At 73.2% G+C, this 21762-nt stretch carries 16 protein-coding genes; 10 read left to right on the top strand and 6 right to left on the bottom strand.

What is annotated here, in order from left to right; genetic code table 11:
* Positions 1 to 11 precede the first annotated feature (11 nt).
* Genes ABIA38_RS05490 through ABIA38_RS05480 form a run of 3 tightly spaced genes read left to right on the top strand, consistent with a single transcriptional unit; the run spans position 12 to position 7395 of the window.
* A complete protein-coding gene (locus ABIA38_RS05490) occupies positions 12 to 5699 on the top strand; it encodes a type I polyketide synthase (RefSeq protein WP_424637494.1) in 5688 nt (1895 codons plus the stop codon).
* On the top strand, positions 5696 to 6220 hold the full coding sequence (locus tag ABIA38_RS05485; RefSeq protein WP_424637264.1) for a nuclear transport factor 2 family protein: 525 nt from the start codon (positions 5696 to 5698) through the stop codon (positions 6218 to 6220). The genes ABIA38_RS05490 and ABIA38_RS05485 overlap by 4 nt, the downstream gene beginning before the upstream one ends.
* Positions 6217 to 7395: a cytochrome P450 gene (locus ABIA38_RS05480; RefSeq protein WP_424637263.1), complete on the top strand. Its 1179-nt coding sequence runs from the start codon at positions 6217 to 6219 to the stop codon at positions 7393 to 7395. Before ABIA38_RS05485 ends, ABIA38_RS05480 begins: the two co-directional genes overlap by 4 nt.
* 219 nt (positions 7396 to 7614) lie before the next feature.
* On the opposite strand, the gene ABIA38_RS05475 is transcribed toward ABIA38_RS05480, so the two are convergent.
* The 5 genes from ABIA38_RS05475 to ABIA38_RS05455 are packed head-to-tail and all read right to left on the bottom strand — an operon-like array spanning position 7615 to position 13042.
* Positions 7615 to 8580 (bottom strand): oligopeptide/dipeptide ABC transporter ATP-binding protein, encoded by a 966-nt coding sequence (locus ABIA38_RS05475; RefSeq protein ID WP_424637262.1) that lies wholly within the window; start codon positions 8578 to 8580, stop codon positions 7615 to 7617.
* Entirely contained in the window at positions 8577 to 9698 is a 1122-nt protein-coding gene (locus tag ABIA38_RS05470; RefSeq protein WP_424637261.1) for an ABC transporter ATP-binding protein, read from the bottom strand. Before ABIA38_RS05470 ends, ABIA38_RS05475 begins: the two co-directional genes overlap by 4 nt.
* A complete protein-coding gene (locus ABIA38_RS05465; RefSeq protein ID WP_424637260.1) occupies positions 9695 to 10552 on the bottom strand; it encodes an ABC transporter permease in 858 nt (285 codons plus the stop codon). The genes ABIA38_RS05470 and ABIA38_RS05465 overlap by 4 nt, the downstream gene beginning before the upstream one ends.
* Positions 10539 to 11501 carry an ABC transporter permease gene (locus ABIA38_RS05460; RefSeq protein ID WP_424637259.1) on the bottom strand — a complete coding sequence of 321 codons (963 nt, stop codon included), beginning with the start codon at positions 11499 to 11501 and terminating at the stop codon, positions 10539 to 10541. The genes ABIA38_RS05465 and ABIA38_RS05460 overlap by 14 nt, the downstream gene beginning before the upstream one ends.
* A complete protein-coding gene (locus ABIA38_RS05455) occupies positions 11498 to 13042 on the bottom strand; it encodes an ABC transporter substrate-binding protein (RefSeq protein WP_424637258.1) in 1545 nt (514 codons plus the stop codon). The genes ABIA38_RS05460 and ABIA38_RS05455 overlap by 4 nt, the downstream gene beginning before the upstream one ends.
* A 220-nt stretch (positions 13043 to 13262) precedes the next feature.
* On the opposite strand from ABIA38_RS05455, the gene ABIA38_RS05450 reads away from it, so the two are divergent.
* Together ABIA38_RS05450 and ABIA38_RS05445 are read left to right on the top strand one after the other, a co-directional pair.
* Positions 13263 to 13934, top strand: coding sequence for a TetR family transcriptional regulator (locus ABIA38_RS05450; protein WP_424637257.1), 672 nt, complete (start codon positions 13263 to 13265; stop codon positions 13932 to 13934).
* 218 nt (positions 13935 to 14152) lie between these two features.
* Positions 14153 to 15361: a serine hydrolase domain-containing protein gene (locus tag ABIA38_RS05445; protein WP_424637256.1), complete on the top strand. Its 1209-nt coding sequence runs from the start codon at positions 14153 to 14155 to the stop codon at positions 15359 to 15361.
* A gap of 64 nt (positions 15362 to 15425) precedes the next feature.
* Here ABIA38_RS05445 and ABIA38_RS05440 read toward each other — a convergent pair whose 3' ends face one another.
* Positions 15426 to 16577: a glycosyltransferase family 4 protein gene (locus ABIA38_RS05440; RefSeq protein ID WP_424637255.1), complete on the bottom strand. Its 1152-nt coding sequence runs from the start codon at positions 16575 to 16577 to the stop codon at positions 15426 to 15428.
* 623 nt (positions 16578 to 17200) lie between these two features.
* On the opposite strand from ABIA38_RS05440, the gene ABIA38_RS05435 reads away from it, so the two are divergent.
* From ABIA38_RS05435 to ABIA38_RS05415, 5 genes are all read left to right on the top strand, one after another.
* A complete protein-coding gene (locus ABIA38_RS05435) occupies positions 17201 to 17335 on the top strand; it encodes a hypothetical protein (protein WP_424637254.1) in 135 nt (44 codons plus the stop codon).
* Positions 17336 to 17413: 78 nt separating this feature from the next.
* Entirely contained in the window at positions 17414 to 18379 is a 966-nt protein-coding gene (locus ABIA38_RS05430; RefSeq protein WP_424637253.1) for an aKG-HExxH-type peptide beta-hydroxylase, read from the top strand.
* A complete protein-coding gene (locus tag ABIA38_RS05425; protein WP_424637252.1) occupies positions 18379 to 19662 on the top strand; it encodes a YcaO-like family protein in 1284 nt (427 codons plus the stop codon). The genes ABIA38_RS05430 and ABIA38_RS05425 overlap by 1 nt, the downstream gene beginning before the upstream one ends.
* Before the next feature lie 63 nt (positions 19663 to 19725).
* Positions 19726 to 20556, top strand: a complete 831-nt coding sequence (locus ABIA38_RS05420; protein ID WP_424637251.1) for a class I SAM-dependent DNA methyltransferase — start codon at positions 19726 to 19728, stop codon at positions 20554 to 20556.
* Positions 20553 to 21761: a cytochrome P450 gene (locus tag ABIA38_RS05415; protein ID WP_424637250.1), complete on the top strand. Its 1209-nt coding sequence runs from the start codon at positions 20553 to 20555 to the stop codon at positions 21759 to 21761. The genes ABIA38_RS05420 and ABIA38_RS05415 overlap by 4 nt, the downstream gene beginning before the upstream one ends.
* The last annotated feature ends 1 nt before the right edge of the window (position 21762 follow it).

Genomic DNA, 21762 nt, shown 5'->3' with positions numbered 1-21762 from the left:
ACGAAGAACGGCTGCGGCACTTCCTCCGCGAGACCGCCACGGATCTCCGGCGCACCAGGCAGCGGTTGCTGGAGGTCGAGTCGGCCGGCCGGGAGCCGGTGGCCATCGTGGCGATCGGCTGCCGGCTGCCCGGGGGCGTCCGGTCCGCCGAGGATCTGTGGGAGCTGGTCCGGACCGGGACGGACGCCATCTCGGGCTTCCCACCGGACCGGGGATGGGACCCGGAGGGGATGTACGCCGACGTGCTCGGGGCGGCGGCCGGCTCGACCACGCGCCAGGGCGGATTCGTCTACGACGCGGCCGAGTTCGATGCCGAGTTCTTCGGCATCTCGCCGCACGAGGCATTGGCGATGGACCCGCAGCAGCGGCTGGTCCTGGAGACCGCCTGGGAGACGTTGGAGCGGGCCGGCATCGATCCGCTGTCGGTGCGCCGCAGCCGCACGGGTGTGTTCGTCGGCGCCTCGGCGCTCGGCTACGGCGGCGGCCTCGGCAGCGGGGCCGCCGAGGTCCAGGGCCATCGGGTCACCGGCGGCTCGATGTCCGTGGTGTCCGGCCGGGTGGCCTACACGCTCGGCTTGGAGGGCCCGGCGGTCACCCTGGACACGGCGTGCTCGTCGTCCCTCGTGGCCCTGCACCTGGCCGCGCACGCCCTGCGGGCAGGGGAGTGCGATCTTGCCCTCGCGGGTGGCGTCACGGTGATGGCCCGGCCGACCGCCTTCGTGGAGTTCTCCCGGCAGGGCGGATTGTCGGCGGACGGTCGGTGTCGGTCGTTCGCGGCGGCGGCGGACGGCACCGGGTGGGGCGAGGGGGTCGGGCTGCTGCTTGTGGAGCGGTTGTCGGACGCGGTGCGCAACGGACATCCGGTACTGGCCGTGCTGCGCGGGTCCGCCGTCAACCAGGACGGCGCCTCCAATGGCCTGACCGCGCCGAACGGACCCGCGCAACAGCGGGTGATCCGACAGGCGTTGCGCAGCGCCGGACTGGCCGCGACGGAGGTGGACGTGGTCGAGGCGCACGGGACCGGAACGGTACTGGGCGATCCGATCGAGGCGCACGCCCTGTTGGCGACCTACGGGCGGGATCGGGCGGCGGATCGGCCGTTGTGGCTGGGGTCGGTGAAGTCGAACATCGGACACACCCAGGCGGCGGCGGGCGTCGCGGGGGTGATCAAGATGGTGATGGCACTGCGGCACGGGGTGTTGCCCCGCACGCTGCACGTGGACGCGCCGTCGCCCCAGGTGGATTGGTCGACCGGACACGTCTCGCTGCTCACCGACGAGGTGTCGTGGCCCGAGGGGGAGCGGGTGCGGCGGGCCGGCATCTCGTCCTTCGGGATCAGCGGCACGAACGCGCATGTGATCGTGGAACAGGCGCCCTCGTCGTCGCCTGCGTCGAGCGGGCCCGCCGAGCCCGAACCGGCGGATGGTGTGGGCGGGTTGATTCCGTGGGTGGTGTCGGCGCGATCCGAGGCAGCGCTGCGGGCGCAGGCCGCCCGGTTGCGGGATCGGGTGGGCGAAGGTCCCACGTCGGCGGCGGATGTGGGCCGGTCCCTGCTTTCCGGGCGGGCGTTGCTCGATCAGCGGGCCGTGGTGCTCGGCCGGGACCCCGACGAGCTGGCGCGTGGGTTGCACGCGGTGGCGACCGGCGCGACCGGTGCGGTCGAACTGTCGGAGGTGGGAACCCCGGTGGTGGTGACGGGGAGTGCACCGCGTGGCGGTGGGGGCGCGGGGGGCGCCGGTGGTCGGGCCGCCGGACCGGGTGCGGTCGTGTTCAGCGGGCAGGGCGGCCGGCTGTTCGGGGCGGGTCGCGAACTGTACGCGACATTCCCGGTGTTCGCCGCCGCGTTGGACGAGGTGGGGGCGGCGTTCGATGCGGTGTCGGCGTTCTCGGTGCGCGATGTGTTGCTGGGCGCCGAGGGGATGTCGGAGGCCGCGGCGGAGGACACCGGGGTGGCGCAGCCGGCGCTGTTCGCGTTCGAGGTGGCGCTGTATCGGCTGTGGAGCTCGTGGGGGCCGGTTCCGGACTTCGTGGTCGGGCACTCGTTGGGCGGGATCGTCGCGGCGCACGTGGCGGGCGTGTTCTCGCTCGCGGACGCGGTGACGTTCGTGGCGGCGCGGGCCCGGTTGATGAGTGCACTGCCCGCCGGTGGGGCGATGCTCGCGGTGGGGGCGAGCGAGCAGCAGGTGACCGCGTTGCTCGCGGGCGAGCCGGCCGCGCGGGTGGCGGTCGCGGCGGTCAACGGCCCGGCGAGTGTGGTGGTTTCCGGTCCGGCGGAGGCCGTCGACGAACTGGCCGGGTGGTGCGCGGCGCGCAGTTGGCGGTGTTCGCGGCTGCGGGTCTCGCACGCCTTCCACTCGGCGCTGATGGAGCCGATGCTGGACGAACTGCGGTTCGTGCTGGCCGGGTTGGCCTTCGCCGAGCCCGCGATCGTGCTCGTCTCGGACACCAGTGGGCAGGTGGCGTCGAGCAAGCAGGTGTGCGATCCGGAGTACTGGGTGGAACACGTGCGCCGCGCGGTGCGGTTCGGCGATGCGGTGGGCACGCTGCGCGAGCGCGGGGTGACCACGTTCGTCGAACTCGGCCCGGACGCCGCGCTGACCGCGATGGTGGCCGAGTGCACGGCCGGAGCGCCCGAGGTGGCCGCACTGGCCGTGCAGCGGCGGGGGCGATCGGGGGTCGCCACCCTGGCCGGGGCGTTGGCGACGGCGTTCGTGCGCGGGCTGCCGGTGGACTGGGCCCGGGCGTTGGGCGGCGACGTGGGTGGCCGGCGGGTGGACTTGCCGACGTACGCCTTCCAGGGACGGCGCTACTGGCTGGCGGCGGAACCGTCGCGGGCGGTGGGCGAGCCGTCGGGCGACCCGGCGGACGGGCCGTTGCCCGACCCGGCGGACTCGTCGTGGTGGGACGCGGTCGAGGGCTCGCGGGCGGATGAACTGGCCGAGTTGCTGGCGGTATCCGAGGATGCGCCGCTGCGCGAGGTGGTGCCCGCGCTGTCCGCCTGGCGGGCTCGGGGAAGGGTGGCCGCGACGGCGGCGTCCTGGCGCTATGCGGTGCGCTGGGAACCGTGGGGCGGCGCCTCGGGCAACTCCGCGGCACTGTCCGGCCGTTGGCTGGTCGTGGCGCCGGCCGGGTGTGCGTCGGCCGATGCGGTGGCGCGGGTGCTGGCCGGGTGTGGTGCCGAGGTGCTGCGCAGCGGTGGCGAGGAGTCGACCGGGCTGCCGACCGGGCTGCCGTCCGGTGTCGACGCCGAACCGCTCGCGGGAATCGTGTCGTTGCTCGGGGACGGGGCGACCCAGGACGACGCCGGCCTGGTGGCGAGTGTGGCGGCGACGGAGGCCCTGGTTCGGGCCCTGGGTGCGGCGGGGGTCGCGGCGCCGCTGTGGTGTGTGACCCGCGGCGCGGTGTCGGTGACCGGGGAGGACCTGGACAGTGTGGTGGGGGCCGGGTTGTGGGGCCTGGGGCTGGTGCTGGGCCTGGAGCAGCCTCGGCGTGGGGGCGGACTGGTCGATCTGCCGGCGGCGCCGGATGAACGGGCGTTGGGTGTGCTGGCCGGCGTGTTGGTGGGAGCGGGCGGGGACTCGGGGGAGGACCAGTTCGCGATTCGGCCGCTCGGGGTGTTCACCCGTCGGTTGACCCCGCTGCCGGCCGGCCCGGCGACACGGGTGGTGCGCACCCGCGGGGCGGCGCTGATCACGGGTGGGACCGGCGCGTTGGGCGCGCACGCCGCTCGGTGGTTGGTCGGCAGCGGGACCGAGCGGGTGATCCTGCTCGGGCGGCGGGGCGCGGCGGCACCGGGCTATGCCGAGCTGCGTGCCGAACTGGTCGCGGCCGGGGCCGAGGTGGTGCCGATCGTATGCGACCTGAGCGAGCCGGACGCGGTCGGCCGACTGCGGGCCGCGTTGCCGGTGGATGGTCCGCGGATTCGGACCGTGGTGCACGCGGCCGGCGTGCCGGGGGCGACCTCGGCGATCGGGTCCGGCTCTCCCGCCGAGGTGGCGCAGACCATTACGGCCAAGGTCGCCGGTGCGTTGGCGCTGGACGCGCTGTTCGGGGCCGCGGCGGGCGATGGCGACGGCGAGGCGCTGGACACGTTCGTCCTGTACTCGTCCGGCGCGGGTGTGTGGGGTGGGGCCGGGCAGGGCGCGTATGCGGCGGCCAACGCGTTCCTGGACGCGCTCGCCGTGCGGCGTCGGCAGCGCGGACTGCCGGCCACCTCGATCGCGTGGGGGCCGTGGGCCGCGGGCGGGATGGCCGACGGGGAGGCCGCGCGGTTGCTGGCGCGGGTCGGGGTACGGCCGATGGACCCGGGGACGGCCTTGGCCGCGCTGGGATCCGCGTTGGCCGAGGACCGGACGTGTGTGACGGTCGCCGATCTGGATCGGGCCAGGTTCGTGGCCGGGTACACCTCGGGCCGGGCCCGGCCGTTGATCACCGATCTGCTCCCGCCCGAACTCCCCTCGGCAGCTCCGGAGTTCCGCCGCGATGGGGGCAAGTGGGACGCCGCGTCGACCCGGTCGCCCGCCCGGTTGGCGGCGGATCTGCTCGATCTGGTGCGGGACGAGGTGGCGGCACAACTGGGCCATGCCACGGGCGCGGCGATCGAACCGGGCCGCACGTTTCGCGAGCTGGGCTTCGACTCGCTGGCGGCGGTGGGTCTGCGCAATCGGCTCGCGGAGGCCACCGGGGTGCATTTGGCGGGCACCCTGACCTACGACCACGAGTCGCCGGGGGCACTGGCCGAGCACCTGGTCACCGTGCTGCGCGAGGGCACCGCCGAGACCCGGCCGGCCCACCTCGCGCCCGGCGCCGAGGACTCGAACGAGCTGCTTGGCACCGTGTATCGCAAGCTGGCCCTGCTCGGCCAAATGGACGACGCCGAGTCGTTGTTGGCCGGTGCGGCCGGGCTGCGGCGGACCTTCGACGGGCCGAAGCGGCTCGCCGAGGCGCCCGGCTTCGTGCGGCTCGCGCGCGGCGACAGGACGCGGACTCGGGTGATCTGCTTCCCGCCGTTCGCGCCGGTCGAGGGGGCGATCCAGTTCGGCCGACTGGCCGCGTCGTTCGAGGACTTCTGCGACACGGCAGTGGTCACCGTACCGGGCTTTCGCCCGGACGAGCCGTTGGCCGCCTCGTTGGACGTGCTGCTCGACCTGCTGGCCGAGAGCACGCTGCGCTGCGCCGAGGCCGAGCCGTTCGTACTCCTTGGCTACTCGTCCAGTGGTTGGCTCGCGCAGGGCGTGGCGACCGGATTGGCGGCGGCCGGCCGGCCGGCGGCGGGTCTGGTGTTGTTGGACACCTACCTGCCCGCGTCGATGTCGCGCCGGATGCGCAAGGCGATGAACTACGAAGTCATGGTGCGCAGGCAGGCGTTCACCGCCTTGGACTACACCGGGCTGACCGCGATCGGCACCTATCGCCGGATGTTCCGGGGGTGGGATCCGAAGCCGGGAAGCGTACCCACCCTCGTGGTGCGCCCGTCGCGCTGCGTCCCCGGTTCTCCGGAGGAGCCGATGACCGGCGAGGACTGGCGCTCGACCTGGCCGCACGAGCATACGGCCGTCGAGGTGGAGGGGGACCACTGCACGATGATCGGCGAACACGCGGAGCAGACCGGCACGGTGGTGCGCGAATGGGTCGCGGGCCTGGCGGGTGGTGGGGCGGACCACCACTCGACCTCGGAGCACGGGAAAGGAATGTCATGAGTGACCGGAACCATCTTCAACCAGGCTCCATTTCGCACCTGGACGCGCAATTCCTCGCGCATCGGGCCGCGATCGGGGACGTGATCGCCGCCTACAGCCTGTACTACGACTCGGGCGACTTCGACGGGCTCGGCGAGCTGTTCACCGAGGACGCGCGATACACGTTCACCCCCGCGCCGGAGGGCTTTCCGCCGGCGGTGTCCGGTCGGGACAAGATCGTGCTTGCGATGGCCGCGCTGCGCGAGCACAACATCCGCACCCGGGTGGCGCACCAGCGGCACTTCACCACGAACACCGTGATCACCCGGTTGGACGCGGCGACGGCCGAGGCGAGGTCGCTGATGTGCGTGGGTTTTGCGCACGAGCTGGACGGGCGGCAGGAGTTCAGCCGCAGCGGGATGTACGCCGACGTACTGACCCGGGAGGGCGATCGGTGGCGGATCGCCGATCGGCACCTGTGGTTGCTGGAACTGCCCATGATCGGGCCCGGCGCCGCGTCCGGCGGGGAGGAGCGGCCGTGATTCCGGTACTCGAACTGGTCCAGATCTCGACGCTGCCCGACGCCGAACGCGAACTCGAGGCGCTGGCCCGACGGTACCCGGTGATCCGCACCCGACAGGTCGGCGGCGTCGAGGCGTGGACCGTGCTCGGCGCCGGCCTGACCCGGCAACTCCTCGGCGACCCGAGGTTGTCCAACGACCTGCACGCGCACGCCCCGCACGCCGCCCAGTCGGCGGACGGGCCGACGGTGCTCTTCGAGCAGGACAACCCCGACCATGCGCGCTATCGCCGGTTGGTCAGCGCCGCGTTCGCCTCGCGCGCGGTGCGCGACCTGGAACCGCGGATCGTCGACATAGCGCGTGGGCTGCTGGATCGGCTGCCGGCCGAGGGCACGGTCGACATCATCGAGGCATTCGCCAATCCCTTCCCGCTGGAGGTGATTTGCGAACTCCTCGGCGTGTCGATGGCGGACCGCGAGGTGTTCCGGACCCGGGTGGCGAACATGGACTCGCCGGCGCCGGCCGTACGCCGAGCCGCGATGGACGCGTTCGTCGCGTACTGCGCGACCCTGGTCGAGGCGAAGCGGGCGCGGCCGACGCAGGATCTGCTGAGCGAGCTGGTCCAGGCCGAACTGGAGGACGGCTCGGCGCTGTCGGCGAACGAACTGATCGGCTTCGGGTCGGTGCTGCTGTTCGCCGGCCATGTCACCACGGCCTATCTGATAGCCGCCGCACTCCTGGAACTACTCACGCACGACGAGCAGTTGGCCGCACTGCGCGCCGACCCGGGGTTGGTGGAGAGCACCGTCGAGGAGGCCCTGCGCTTTCGCGGGTCGCTGCTGTCCACGACGAACCGGGTGGCGCTGACCGACCTGGAGATCGGTGGAGTCACGGTACGGCGCGGAGAGTTGGTCCGCTTCCTGCTGTCCGCCGCCAACCGCGACCCGGCGATCCGGGAAGATCCGCACACCTTCGACATAGCCCGGGCCACGACGGCCCACCTGGGCTTCGGCCACGGCCCCCACTTCTGCCTGGGCCAACGCCTGGCCCGACAGGAGATCAAGGTGGCGCTCACCGAGATAGTCGGGCGATACGGGAGGCTGGAACTCGCCGTTCCGACGGAGAAGTTGCGGTGGCGGTCGTCGGACTTCCTGCGGGGGTTGGCGGAGTTGCCGCTGAGCTTCGGCGCGGGGTGAGCCGGAGGCGGGGGCATGAGCGCTGACGCGCCGCCGGGGCACCACGTAGGCTCCGTGCTACGTCTACCGGTTCACCGTCGCCGACGCCGCGTTGCGCGCCTACCTGCTCGACCGCCAGCTCCCGATGCCCGCCTACCCGGCCGAGACCGCGCCGCCGCCGGGGACCATGGCGCCGTGAGCCGCGCGGGGGTCGGACAGCGCCGGTGTCCGACCCCCGCGTTACGCCGCATCGACCGGCAGCAGCGGGTGATGGCACGCCACCGCGCGTCCCGGGCCGACCGGTCGGCTCGCCGGGTCCTCGGCGGCGCAGCGCTCTGTGGCCAGCGGACAGCGGGTACGGAACCGGCAGCCGGACGGCGGGTCCAGCGGCGAGGGTGGGTCGGTGGGCAGCAGCAGCGTTTCGCCGAGCGGGCGGCCGGGTTCCGGTACGGCGGCCAGCAACGCGGCGGTGTACGGGTGCGCGGGCGCGGCCAACACCGCCTCGGTGGGCCCCTGTTCGCACAGTCGGCCCAGGTGGAGCACGGCGACGTCGTCGCTGACGGTCCGTACCACGCCCAGGTCGTGCGAGATGAACAGCCCGGCCAGGCCCAGCTCGTCGGTCAGGCCGCGGAGCAGGTTGAGTACGGTCGCCTGCGCCGACACGTCCAGCGCGGAGACCGCCTCGTCGGCGATCAGCACCTGCGGCTCGGCGGCCAACGCGCGGGCGATCGCGACACGTTGGGCCTGACCGCCGGAGAGCTGATGCGGCCGGCGGTCGCCGAACACGGCCGCCGAGAGCCCGACCGCGTCCAGGAGTTCGGCCACCCGGGCGGCCCGATCGGGGAGCCGGTGCGGGTCCGGATGCGCGTCGAGCGGCTCGGCGACGATGTCCTTGACCCGACGGCGCGGGTTCAGCGAGGACAGCGGGTCCTGGAACACCATCTGGATCCGCGGTCGCAGGGCGCGCAACGCCCGGCCGCTCGCGGTGGACAGGTCGATCCCGTCCAGGGTGACGGTGCCGGCGGTGGGCGCGGGCAGCCGCAGGATCGCCTTGGCGATCGAGCTCTTCCCGGAGCCGGATTCGCCGACCAGGGCCAGGATCCGGCGTCGCTCGAGACGCAGACTGACATCGCTGACCGCGTGCAGCGGCCCGGAGCGGGTGCGGTGTACGACGCGGAGACCGGTGGCCTCCAGGACGGGGGTCACGGGGTGTCCTTCCGGGTTGTGGCCGAGGCCGAGGTCGTAGTCGTACCCGAAGCCGATGTGGAGGCGGCAGCCGTACCTGTCGCCGCTCCCGGGATCGGCAACGAAGTCCTGCTTCCCGCCGCCCCGTTCCCCTCCCGGGCCAACGGATGGAAGCACGCCACCTCGTGCCCCGCCCCGACCGCCACCGTCGGCGGCACCGCCACCACACATCCCGCGTCGGCTCGTTCGCAACGCGGCGCGAACGGGCAGCCCGGCACCGGCCGGGACAGGTCGGGCGGTGTGCCGGGGATGGTCGGCAGCGGCCGACGCAGCGCGCCGGTGACGCGTGGCACGCTGCGCAACAGGGCGGCCGTGTACGGGTGCGCGGGTCGTTCGGTGACCTCGTCGGTGGGCCCGGTCTCGACGATGCGCCCGGCGTACATCACCGCGATCCGCCGGGCCCGGCCGTAGAGCAGCCCGATGTCGTGGGTGATCAGCAACGTGGCCAGTCCCCGGGTCTCCCGGTGCCGGTCGAGCAGGTCGAGCACGGTGCGCTGGACGGTGACGTCGAGCGCCGTGGTCGGCTCGTCGGCCAGCAGCAGCGCCGGTCCGCCGGCCAACGCGGCGGCGATGCCGACCCGTTGGCGCAGGCCGCCGGAGAGTTCGTGCGGGTAGGCGCGGGCCCGCCGCTCGGGATCGGGCACATCGACGGCCGCGAGCAACTCGACGGCGGTGCGCAGGCGTTCGCGGCGGCCCAGACGGCGGCGGTTGGTCAACGCCTCGGTGACCTGCTCGGCGACCCGGACCACCGGGTTGAGCGAGGTCATCGGGTCCTGGTGGACCATCGCCACCTCGGTGCCCAGGAGTTCGGCCCGGCGGCGGGCGCTCGCGGTGAGCAGGTCCTCGCCGCGCAGCCGGATCCGGCCGGTGTGGGTCAGCCGCGAGGTGCGGCCGTGCACGCCAAGGACGGTGCGGGCGAGCACGGACTTCCCGGAGCCGCTCTCGCCGACCACGCCCAGGCACTCCCCGGCCGCGATGGCCAACGTGACGTCGTGCAGGACGTGCAGCGGGTCGCCGCCGGGGGTGTGGATCAGCGTGTCGAGCGACTGGACGTCCAGGACGGGCGGATCGGCGGTCATCGCGGGGTGCCCTTCGGGGAGCCGGTGCGGAGGTGTTCGCCCAGGAAATTCAGCGCCAGGACGGTCAGGCACAGTGCGCCGGCCGGGGCGAGGGAGATCCACGGCGCGCTGCCGAGCGTGGTGCGGCCCTCGGCGACGATGCCGCCCCAGGTCGGCTCGGGCGGACGCAGCCCGAAGCCGAGGAAGCTGAGCGCCCCTTCGGCCACGATCGCGACGGTGACCGCGGTGAATGCGAAGGTCAGTGCGGCGGGTGCGATGTGCGGGACGATCTCGCGGCGCAGGATGCGCAGCGGCGCGGTGCCGATCATCCGGGCCGCCTGCACGAAGCCGCGTTCGGCCAGGGACAATACGCTCGCCCGGGCGATCCGGGTGAACGCCGGTACCGTCAACAGGCCGATCAGGGAGCCGATCAGGGGCAGGCTCGGGCCGCGCAGGGTGACCACGATCATCACCAGGATCAGCGCCGGTACGGACATCAGTACGTCGGTGGCGAAGCCGACGAGCCGATCCGGCCAACCGCCGAACCAGCCCGCGGCGATGCCCAGCGCGCCGCCGCCGAGCAGCCCGACGGCGACGGTGATCAGCGCAACCGCGAAGGACGCCCGGGCGCCGGCGACGGTGCGGTAGAGCACGTCCCGGCCGGTGCCGTCGGTGCCCAGCCAGTGCCCGGGCCCGGGCGCGGTGGAGGGGTGGGTGAAATCGGCGCGCAGTGGATCACAGCCGGGCAGCAGCGGGACCACGAGCGCGGCGAGCACCACCACGGCCAGCCAGCCGGCGGCCAGCAACACCCCGGTCGGCGGAAGTCGACGGGCCCGCCGCGCGGTTGCGACGGTGGGGGACTCAGCGGTGGTCATGGGCGATCCGGGGGTCGAGGCGGCGGTAGAGCAGGTCGACCACGAGCGTGGCGAGCACGACGCCGGTCGCGGAGACCACGATCACCGCCTGCAGGACGGGGAAGTCCCGGCTGTTGATCGCGCCGGCCACCAGGCTGCCGATGCCGGGCACCGCGAACAGCGTCTCGACCAGCACCGAACCGCCGAGCGAGGTACCGATACCGATGCCCACCAGGGTGACCAGGGGCAGCGAGGACGGGCGCAGCGCACGGCGCACCAGCAGCCGACGCGTACCCATGCCGCGACTGCGGGCGGCGGTGATGTAGGGCTGGTCGAGGGTGTCCATCAGCTGTGCGCGCAACGTCCGGGTGAACACGGCGGCCTCGGTCAGGCCCAGGGTCAGCGCGGGCAGTACCAGGTGTCGCAGGTTCTGCGCCGGGTCCTCGGTGAACGGCACCCACCCGGTGGCGGGCAGCACCCGCAGTTGCACCGCGCAGACGTAGATCAGGAGCAGGCCGAGCACGAAGCCGGGCGCGGCCAGCGACACGAACGTGACGGTGGTCGCGGTGCGGTCCAGCAGGCCGCCCGGTCGCCAGGCGGAGGCCAGTGCGATCGGCACGGCCACGGCCAGCGCGACGAGTTGGCCGGCCAGGAACAACTCCAGGGTGACCGGGACACGGTTGGCCAGTTCGGTGGTGACCGGGACGTTGTTGATCAGGGACCGGCCCAGGTCGCCGTGCAGCGCGTTGCCCAGCCAGTGGCCGAGCGCGGCGAACACGTTCTCGTCCAGGCCGATTCGGGCGTCGTACGCGGTGATCTGCTCGGGCGTGGCCGAGGGGCCGAGCGCGGCGATCGCCGGGCTGCCCTGCATCAGGTGCGGTAGGGCGACGGCGCCGGTGGCGATCACCAGGAGCACGGCGGCGGTGCGCGCGGTCCGGGCCGCGGCGCCGGCCAGGGCGGTGCGGCTCACGGGGTCAGCCACAACGACGCCGGGGAGAGGTTGACGGTGCTCGCCCGGCTCAGCTCGGGCAGCCCGCCGACCTTGGCCGAGGCGAGGTAGCCGACCCGGTTCTCGGTGAAGAACAGCGCCGGTGCCTCCTGCACGATGGTCTTCGTCGCCTCGTTGTAGTCCGCGCCGCGGCGGGCCGGATCCAGCGAGGCGCGCCCGGAGGCGAGCAGCGCGGTCACCTTCGGATTGGCGTAGGACGCGAAGTTGACCATCCCACCGGTGGCGAACACGCTGGACAACCCGGTGTCGGTGTCGCCCAGCACGCTCGTGGTGAAGTCGGCCACCTGGAACTGGTGTTGGAACAGCGCGGTGCCCAGGCCGGCGTTGTCGACCGGCTTGATCGACATCTTGATGCCGACGTCGCCGAGCATCTGCTGGATCACCGTGGCGCGCTGCTGCGCGGCGGGGGTGTTGACCACGAGGTAGTCGAATTTCACCGGCGCGCCGACCTCGGCGAGCAGTGCGCGGGCCTTCACCGGGTCGAAGCCGGGGTAGGCGTCGCCGGCGCGATACGGCGAGGTGGACACGATCGGCCCGGCGGAGACCCCGCCCTGGCCCAGGTTGACCACCTTGGCCAGGGTGTCCCGGTCGATCGCGTACTGCATCGCCTGGCGTACCCGCACATCGTCGAACGGCGCGGCGGTGGTGTTGAACACGGCGAACGAGGTCGCGGCGGGCGCGGCGGCGGCCCGCAGGCCGTCCGCGCCGGCCTGCCGGTACTGGGTCGGCGTCTCGCTCCAGATCAGGTCGATGTCGCCGGAACGTACGCTCTGGTAGCGGCTGTCGGCGTCCGGCAGCACCCGGTAGACGATCTTGTCGGCGTGCCCCTTGGCGCCCCAGTAGGACGGGTTGCGCACGACGGTGACGGCCACGCCGGGTTGGTTGTTCTCCACGGTGTACGGGCCGGAGCCGATCGGCGCGGCCGGGTCGGCGGAGGGCGCGGAGATGTAGCCCAGGGCCCGGGTGAACAGGTTGGGGAAGGTCGCGTCGGCGGCCTTGAGGTCGAACCGCACCGAGGTCGCGCCCACGGGGGTCAGGCCGGCGATCCGGGCCGCGTCCGCCGCGCACGCGCACTTGTTGTCCGGTTTGGCCAGCCGGTTCACATGCGCGACCACCGCGGCGGCGTCCAGGGGGGCTCCGTTGCTGAACTTCACCCCCTCGCGCAGGTCCAATGTCCAACTGGTGGCATCCGCGTTGGGGGTGAAGCCCTTGGCCAGATAGGGCCGGACCCCGCCGTTGGTGTCGTTGACCATCAGCGGGTCGAACACCGCGTTGGCCAGTGGGAACAGCGGCTGGCTGGTGAGCGTGGCATCGACCGGATCGAGCCTGCCGAACGGCCGGTCCAGGCCGATCCGCAGGGTGCCGCCGTCCCGTGCCGAGGTCGGATCGGCCGCCGCCGGCCGGCCCGCCACCGCGTCGTCCGACGCGGTGCAGGCACCGGCGCCCAGAGCCACGGCGAGCGCGGACGTGGCCGACGCCAGGATGTACGTGTGCCGTTTCATGGTTCCTCGCGATAGAGGGGATGCGGGCCGACGCGGCCCCACACCGGGAACCTAAGGAAGTGGCACAACAGCCAAAAGGCAGAAGTGCTACTTTTTTCTGAACAGTTGATGTCGGCTGTACGCCGCCCGCACCGGGCCTGCCGAGACCGGCGCGGTTGCGTACCATCTCCGGGGACCGGCGGCCGGACGCCGCCGCGCGAAGGACAGGGGTATCGCAGACATGGACGCACCGACGGGGGAGCCGAAGGCACCCACCGGCCTGCGCGAACGCAAGAAGGCGCGGACCCGGCAGGTGATCTCCACCGTCGCGTTCGACCTGTTCGAGGAGCAGGGTTTCGAACACACCACCATCGAGCAGATCTGCCGCCGTGCGGAGGTCGCCCACCGCACCTTCTTCCGCTACTTCCCGGCCAAGGAATCCCTGCTGTTCGGCTGGGACTTCGGCGAGATCGTACTGGCCGCGTTCGCCGCCGCCCCGGCCGAACTGGAGCCGATCCCCGCACTGGAGTACGCACTGGCCGTCAGTCAGGGCGACCTGGAGGGTCGGGCCGAGCAGACCGCCCGGCGACGCGCGCTGCGCCGGCGCTTCCTCGGCATCCGCTCCGTCCACGACCACGGCATCGCGGTGATCGACACGCTCACCCAGCGGTTCGTCACCAGCACCGCCGCACGCCTGCGGGTGGACCCGCGCGAGGACCTGCGCCCGCACGCGCTGGGCGCGCTGATGGCGGCGCTGACCCGACGCCGGGTGATCGACGGCGTCGAGGAGGGCGCGCTGCACCTGTGGGCGGAGACCTTCCGCACGCTGCTGCCGACGTCGGCGGAGACCCGGACATCGATCCCGACCCCGATGCCGACCTCGATGCCGACCCCGGCCGGGTCGGTCGACTGAGCCCGACGTACGGATCAACCGCGCGCGTTCGCCGAACGTGCGCGGTTGGCAACCCCTCTCGGGTCGCGGTCGGCCCGGATCGTGGGGACCAGCCGAGGCCGTACGGCGCCACCAACGGTCTCGTTCCCGGGCATCCCGCAGACCGACGACGGGTGTGCGCGGTCGCCGCGAGCATGAGTGCGCATGATCCAATGCCCGCTGCACAGCTAGGACTTCACATGCGACCCGTGTTCTTCCCGCCACGCCTGGCCGCCCTCGCGGCGGTGGCCGGCCTGGTCTTGACGGCCGCTGCCGCCGCGCCCGCCTCGGCCGCCGCCGACACCGAATCCTCCCGACCCACCCCCGGCCAGGCCCGCTGGCAACAGGACCTCGACGCCGCCACCCGCGACGCGCACGCCGTCTCGATCGTCGCGCAGGTCCGCGACGGCCGGAACCGCAAGCCGTGGACCGGGAGTTCGGGGGTGCGCGAGCTCGGCAAGAAGGCCCCGGTGCCGGTCGACGGACGTTTCCGGATCGGCAGCGTGACCAAGATGTTCACCTCCACGGTGGTCCTGCAACTGGTCGGCGAGGGCCGGCTCGGCCTCGACGACCCGATCGAGCGGCACCTGCCCGGCCTGATCCCGAACAGCACCGGAATCACCGTCCGCACGCTGTTGAACCAGCGCTCCGGGCTGCCCGAATACGGCCTGGCCGTCATGCCGAACACGAACACCGACGCGGGACTGCGCGAATGGAACACCACCGCCCGGTGGCGCACCTTCACCCCGCGCGAACTGGTCACCGCGGCCGTCGGCGACGGCACCGCCGCGCACCCCGGACTGCCCCGCCGCAACGCGCCCGGCGCCGGGTTCTACTACTCCAACACCAATTACGTACTCGCCGGCATGCTGATCACCAAGCTGACCGGCGAGGACTTCCGCACCCAGATCGAGCGGCGGATCGTACGCCCGCTCGGCCTCGAGCACACCACCTTCCCGGGCGCCTCGAAGACCATCCCCGGCCGGCACGCCCACGACTACGCGCGCATCGACGGCACGGACGTCGACATCTCGGTACAGAGCTCGAGTTGGGCCAACGCGGCGGGCGAGGCCATCTCCACGACCGAGGACCTGGACCGGTTCGGCCGCGCCCTGTTCGGCGGCAACCTGCTGCGCCCGGCCGAACGCCGCGAACTGACCGCGCCGGCGACCTCGACGAACGGCTCCGTCTACGGCCTGGGCGTGTTCAGCCAGACGTTGTCCTGCGGCGTCCAGGTGTGGGGGCACGACGGCGACGTATACGGCCACAACACCCAGTTCTTCACCAGCGGTGACCGCACCCTGACCGTCTCCACCGCACTGCGCGAGAGCCCGGCCCTGCTCGACGGCCAGACGGCGGCGGCCGAAAAGGTCATCGACGACGTCTTCTGCGCCCCACCGACGAAGTAACCGAAGGCCCCGGCCGAGCCACCACGCGCGGCGGGCTCGGCCGGGAGGCGTCGACCGTGAATGCCTAAGTGGCTCCCGGACTGCCGACCACATCCGGTACATCCAGGCCCAGCCCCACCAACACCTCGTCGACCCGGCGGCGCCAGGTGTAGCGGTCCAGCACCTGGCGGCGGGCCTCGTCGCCGAGGTCGCGCCGCAGCCGAACGTCGGAGATCAACTCGACGATCGCCTTTGCCCAGGCCCGCGGGTCGCCGGCCGGGCGGAGCAGGCAGTTGACCCGATCGGTCAACACCTCGCGCAGGACCGGGAGATCGGAGGCGATCATCGCCCGGCCGTAGGACATGTACTCGAACACCTTCATCGGCGACGCCCAGCGGCCGGTCTCGCCGAGTCGGCCGGTGAGATACACCTGCTCCGCGTACGGTGCCAGGACGACGTCGAACCGCGGGTAGTAGCCCGGTAGTTCGGCTGGTGGGCGATGGCCGTGGAAGTACACGTGGGGGAGCCCGCAGGGCTGCTCCCAGCGGTCCCGGTCCTCGGGTGTCCCGCCGACCAGGTGGAAGTCCAGGCCGGGCAGGCGCGCGGCGAGGTCGAGGATCAGGTCGATGCCGCGCCCGTCGTAGAGATGGCCGACGTACCCGACCCGGGGTACGCCCGCCCGACCGGGCAACTCCACCCGCTCGGCGGCCGGTTGCGGCGGATCGGCGCAGTCCGGCGCGACCAGGATCGGCAGCGGGGCCAGGTCGGCGTAGTGCGCGTCCAGGTCGCGGGCGAGCGCGCGGGTGATCACCACGAGCCGGGCCAGCCGGGGTGCGGCGAGCAGGCGGTGTTCGGTCTCGGGCGGGGACAGGTCCTCGCGGATCTGGTGGACCTCGTACACGAACGGCGCCAGGTCCGCCGCGGCGGCGAGGCTGTACGGATCGCGGCCGTAGATCAGGTCCGGCACACCGTCGCGCACCAGCAAGTCGGCCACCCGCTCGGCGCGTTGCCGGTAGCCGGCGGGGGTGTAGTCCGGCACGGGGACGAAGCGGATGGGGAAGCGGTGGCGGACCCCGTAGTAGGCGTACGGGTCGTCGGCGGTCGGGTGGGTGCCGGGCAGTGCGTAGAGGGCGATGTCGTGTCCGGCCGCGGCGAACGCGTCGCACATGCGCATCACATGCACATTGTTGGCCCAGAGGGAAGGGATGCTGCCGCCGTGCAGGTAGGCGATCCGCATGGCCGCTCAGCCCCCCGCCGCGCGCGGTGCCGGTGGCGGTGGGCGGTGGTCGGCGGTCGGGCGGGACGGATTCATCGGCGTCTCCTCGTCCTGGGGCGGTCGATGCGGGTGGGGCCCGAGTGTCCCCGCGACGGTGGCGCCGGGTCATCCTGACCGGTGTCCGACCGATCGCCAAGAGTGACGCGCGGACAAGAGCGAGAACCGGTCGCCACCCACCCGTCCGCCGCACGCGGCGCGCCGGCGGCCGATCGGGCGATCCGGACGGGACCGCGCCGCCGGGCGACCCATCGCGCACGCCCGGTGGAAGGTCCGATGGAACGTCCGGAATCGGCTGTTCCACCGGCCCTCGGGAGGGTCCGTCCGGCGCGATGCGAAATACGGATTTTCGGCCAATGTTCGTGCGGACGCCGGAAATCGGCAGGCCGAATGCCCGGTTGACAGCGGGTCGTTCGCATGTTCTCCGGTCACGTGCGTGGCCATCTCCCCTGCTGGGTCGGCGCAGCGGTCCGGCGGATGGCCTTTCGGCGGTCGAGGCAAGGCGGTTTCCGGCTATACCCGACATGATCCACCACGGAGCGCGACCGCCCCTTACTTCTTGTGCTCGTCGCCGTTCCCCGCTCACCATGGCGCTTCCGGTCCCCACCGTCGAGCGTGGGGAACGGGCGACCCGAAAGGAGACCGACATGCCGGACGACATCGAACTGATCTCGGAAGAAGACCTGCCCGAGCTGGCGCTGATGGTCGACATCCCCAGCTGAGCCAGTCTCGTCGAGGTGTGATGGGTCGGCGTCCACCGCCCCGTCACACCGTCCACCGCGTGCAGGGAGGTACACGCGATGCGCGTGGAACCGGACGCCGGTCAGAGCGCGGACGAACGCGCGGTCCTGGCCCGGATGACCCGATCGATCCTGGCCCGCGCCGAACTCACCGCGACGCCGGGCGAATCCACGCATCCGGCGGTGATCGAGACGGCCCACCTCGCGCAACGCCTCCTGCGCGCCGACCCACCGGATCCGGAGCGCCTGGCCGCACTGGGCCGGATGTTGCATCGGGCCAAGGCCCAGATCACCGAGCCGACCCCCGAACTCCCCTGGCCGGTGGACCTGGTCGAGCCCCGCGCGCACCTCGAACGCAGCGTCGGCCGGGCCCTGAAGGCCATTCCGCGCCGGTCCGACGACCGGGAGGCCCCGCGTACCTCGACCGTGGTCGCCTGGCGGGCCCGGGACCGCGACACACTGGCCGAGACGATCGCCCTGCTGGCCGCGACCTGGCCCGAGGCGCACGCCGAACTGCGGGAAATCCTGGTGCAGATCGCGCTGTTGGACGGCGCGGCGATCGACGGCTTCACCGACTTCGGCGTACACGGCGCGGTGTTCATCCGGCGGGACCGGCTGACGGCCGGCGCGGACGGCCTGCCCGGGGCGATCCGGCTGGCCGAGGCGCTCGTACACGAGGGCACGCACACCCGGTGCAACGCGGCCTCGGTCGCCGCCGAGCCGTTCCTGCGGCCGGCCGAGGGCGCCGAGCCGCTCGTGGCCACCCCGCTGCGCGCCGATCCGAGGCCGCTGACCGGCCTGTTCCAACAGGCGGTGGTGCTCGTGCGCAGCGCGCTGCTGTACCGGCGGCTCCTCGACCGTGCCGCGCCGGCGCGGGGGAGTGCCGCGACCCGGGCCCGGCACGACCTGCTGGCCCGCTCCGCGACCGAGGCCGTCGGCACGCTGACCACGCACCGCGACGCGCTCACCGAGCACGGATTGGCCGTGCTGGACCAGGCGGCGGACGTCGCGCGGGGGCGTGGGTGATGGCCGCCTCCGCCTGGGAACCACAGGTGTTCAGCCCCTACGAGCGCGGCCCCGACGTGGTCTTCGCCCGGATCGCGGTGCGCTCGGCCCAATTCGACGCGGTCGCCGCGGCGGGGGAGCGGCCGATCGTGGTGGGCAGCGCCGCCGGGCACGACCGTGAGCGGGTCGCCGTCGGCGCCCGCGGCGAACTCCTGGAACGTGTCGGCAACATCCTGGCCGGCCGCGCGGCCGAGACGGACGCGGCAGTGCTCGGCTCGTACGCCGAACTGCGCCGCGGCGGCGTCCCGGCGCTCGACCCCGGCGAACGGGCCGCCGATCCCGAGGCCGCCCGGGGCGCCCGGCGGCTGTGGGTGCTCGGGCACACGGCATACGGCGACGCGGAGATCCACGTACCGGCCGGTGCGGCCTTCCTGCACCACCGCCCGCCGACCGACTGCGATCCGGGCCCCGGCGTCGGCTCGACCGGGGTCGCCGCGCACCCCGGCCCGGCCGCCGCCGCGAACCACGCCGCCTGGGAGATCCTCGAACGCGACCTGATCCGGCGCAGCTGGTACGGCCTCGCGCCCGCCCCCACCATCCTGCCCACGCCCGACCTGCCGGACCCGCTCGCCGAACTCCTGCCCGCACTCGGCGCCACCGCCACCGCCCTCGACCTCCCCGCCCCGGCTGGCGTGCGCTGCGTGGTGGTCTGCCTGCACGCCCCCGACGGCACCGCCCAATCCTTCGGCGCCCGCTGCGGCCCCGACCGGAACCTGCCCGCGCTGCTGGAAAAGGCGGCCTACGAAGCCCTGATGGTCCGCTGGAGCATGACCACCCGCGTCGCCCTCGACACATGGCACCAATGGCAGGCCACCCACCCGCCGAAAACCGCCCTGCAACACGCCCTGTGGGCCTACCACTTGCCCCACAGCCTGAGCCGATGGACCGGGACCGGCGAAGCCGGCGCCCCCGGGCGACCGGTCACCCGGGAAGTCGCCGGGGACGAACGGTCGAACGCCCCCCGGGCCGCCGCGAGATCCGACCTCGCCGCCCACACCTCCGCGAGCGAGGCCTCCGCGCCGCCCCACGCGACTCGACCCGAACCACCGCCCGAGTCCGGCCTCGCCGCACTCGCCGCGCACACCGGCCGCGACGTCGTCCTGGTGGACACCACCGCCGGTCCCGCCCGCACCCTCGGCACGACGGTGATCCGCGTCCTCGCCCCCGGCGCCGCCGCGCTGCCCTCGGGCCCGCACGACGAGCGCGGCCTGCCCAATCCGCGCGGCCCGCACCCCTTCGGTTGACCCGAGCACCCGGCACCCCGGCCCACCGACCGGCCACGACCCATCGAGGAGCAGACCACCACCATGCCCAGGATCGACAACCCCACCAACAACGCCCGCCCACCCACCAAGACCCCCGACACCACGCACATCCCGGCGGCAACCGGCCCGCACTACGCCGACGCGCACGCCGCCGACTACGACCGCTGGTTCGGCAAACCCGGCAGCACCGGCGCCACCGTGGACACCCTCACCGCACTCGTCGACCTCGCCGGCCCCGGCCCCGTCCTCGAACTGGGCATCGGCACCGGCCGAGTCGCCCTCGCCCTGGCCGAACGCGGCATCCCCGTGCACGGCATCGACGCCTCCCCGGCCATGCTCCGCCGCCTGCGCGACAAGCCCGGCGGCACCGAAATCCCGGTCACCATCGGCGACTTCGCCGACATCCCCACCCCCGACACGTACGCCCTGATCTACCTCGCCGGCGGCACCTTCTTCGAACTCCCCGACGCCGAGGCCCAACAACGCTGCCTCACCTCGGCCGCGGCCCACCTGCGCCCGGGCGGCCTGCTCGTCCTGGACGCCCACCTGCCCGAGGCGCTCGCCGTCGCCGCCGCCTCCGGCATCCCCGAAGTCGTCGCCGAGACCGACGAACACCTCATCCTGTGCCACCGCCGGATCGACCCGGCCGGCCAGACCTACCACTCCCACTACCTCATCCACGAAGCCGACCGCACCCGACACCTGCGCGTCGCGTTCCACTACGCGTCCCCCGGCGAACTCGACCTGCGGGCCCGACACGCGGGCCTGCGGCTGCGCCGGCGCCAAGGCACCTGGGCCGGCGCGCCGTTCGACCAGGGCAGCAAGTACCACGTCTCGGTGTACGAGCACGCCGCAACCCGGGAGCAGCCGTGACCACCCCGCCCGAGTACACCGAAGTCGGCGCGAACTCCGCCGTCTTCCCCCTCCCGCACCGCGACGGCCTGGATCCCGTACCCGAGTTCGTCGCACTGCGCCGCGACCACCCGTGCGCCCGGATCCGATTGCCCAGCGGCGACCCGGCCTGGCTGGTCACCCGCTACGCGGACGTGCGCACCGTCCTGGCCGACCCGCGCTTCAGCCGCACCCGCGCCACCCGCGGCACCGGCCCACGCATCGCCAACGTACCGACCCTGCCCGCCTCGATCCTGGCCGCCGACCCACCCGAACACACCCGACTGCGCAAACTCGTCGCCGCCGCGTTCACCGCCCGCCGCGCCGAGACGATGCGCGCCGACATCGCCCACCTGGTCGCCCGACTCCTGGACGGCGTCACCACCCACGGCCGACCGGCCGACCTGGTCACCCTGTTCACCCGCCCACTCCCACTCGCCGTCATCTGCGACCTGCTCGGCACCCCGAGGCAGGACGGCGACCGGCTCGACGCGTGGTGCGACGCGCTGCGCAGCCTCACCGCGATCCCGGACACCGCGGTCACCGACGCGGTCACCGAGATGACCGGCTACCTCACCGCCCTGATCGCCGGCAAACGTGCCCACCCGGCCGACGACATGCTCAGCATGCTCATCGCCGCCCGCGACGAAGCGGACCGCCTCTCCGAGGACGAACTCGTCTCCTTCTGCCTGGTCCTGCTCGCCGGCGGCTACGGCACCACCTCCGACCGGCTGGCCGGGATGATCCACCTGCTCCTGGCCGACCCCGAGCGCTACCACCACCTGCGCGAGCACCCCGACGCCATCCCCAGGGCCATCGAGGAACTCCTGCGCTACGCCCAGACCAACGTCCAGGCCAACCTCCGCGTCGCCACCGAGGACCTCACCCTGGCCGGCGTGCGGATCGGCGCGGGCGACGCGGTGATGGCGATCAACTCCGCCGCCAACCACGACGAAACCGTCTTCGCCGCGCCCGAACACCTCGACCTGGCCCGCACCCCCAACCCGCACCTGAGCTTCGGCCACGGCGTACACCACTGCGTGGGCGCCCAACTGGCCCGGGTACAACTCCAGGAAGCCCTCACCGCACTGCTCGCCCGCTTCCCGACGCTGCGCGCCGCCGCGCCGCCCACCTGGAAGACCGGCCTGAAGACCCGCGCCCCGCGCACCCTCCCCGTCACGTGGTAGC

Origin of the sequence: Embleya sp. AB8, assembly GCF_049739465.1 — a bacterium.
Taxonomy (GTDB): Bacteria; Actinomycetota; Actinomycetes; order Streptomycetales; family Streptomycetaceae; genus Embleya.
The sequence above is the reverse complement of the archived record's forward strand: the minus strand, read 5'-3'. Positions and strand labels throughout refer to the sequence as shown.